At 69.1% G+C, this 593-nt stretch carries 1 protein-coding gene; it reads right to left on the reverse strand.

What is annotated here, in order from left to right; translation table 11 throughout:
* Window positions 1-593, reverse strand: a 593-nt coding sequence (locus ACFFR3_RS50210) for an integrase core domain-containing protein (RefSeq protein ID WP_379485519.1), incomplete at both ends; no start/stop codon positions are given.

The raw sequence follows: 593 nt of genomic DNA on the forward strand, positions 1-593 counted from the left end.
GCCCGGTCAGGTCCGAGCCAGAGCTGCTGGCCACCGATCGACAGGTTCCCCGAGGCGGGCACGATCCGATCGACCTCGATCGCCTGGCGCGACAGCGGATCGATCGAGGTCCTCAGGACGGGCGCAGGACGTTCAGGCTGATCACCGTGGTCGCCAGCCGGGATCGGGACAGTCGCAGGCGCAGCTTCAGGAGCGGAAGCGGTCACCGTGGTCAGAGCGGCGGGCAGCTGCAGCGGTAGTTCCCGCTCAGCCCGGCGCTGTCCGTCGCTGCGCTCGGCGAAGAACCGGTCGGCGGGGAAGGCCATGTCCAGCGCCTGGTGCGGGCGGGCGGTGTTGTAATGCTTCACGAACGCGTCCGTCTCGGCCTGGGCGGCCTCGATCGAGGCGAACGGCAGCGCCTCATCCAGCCATTCGCGGCGCACGCTCTGATGGAACCGTTCGATCTTCCCCGTCGTGGTCGGGGTCCTGGGGGCGGTGTGACGCAGCTTGATGCCGTTCTCCCGGCACACCCGCTCGAACAGCACCTCACCCGCCTTCGGCCCGCCGAACCGGCCGGTGAACTGCTTACCGTTGTCCGTCAGCACCTCCAACGG

It is taken from the genome of Nonomuraea salmonea (assembly GCF_042428605.1).
GTDB lineage: Bacteria > Actinomycetota > Actinomycetes > Streptosporangiales > Streptosporangiaceae > Nonomuraea > Nonomuraea salmonea.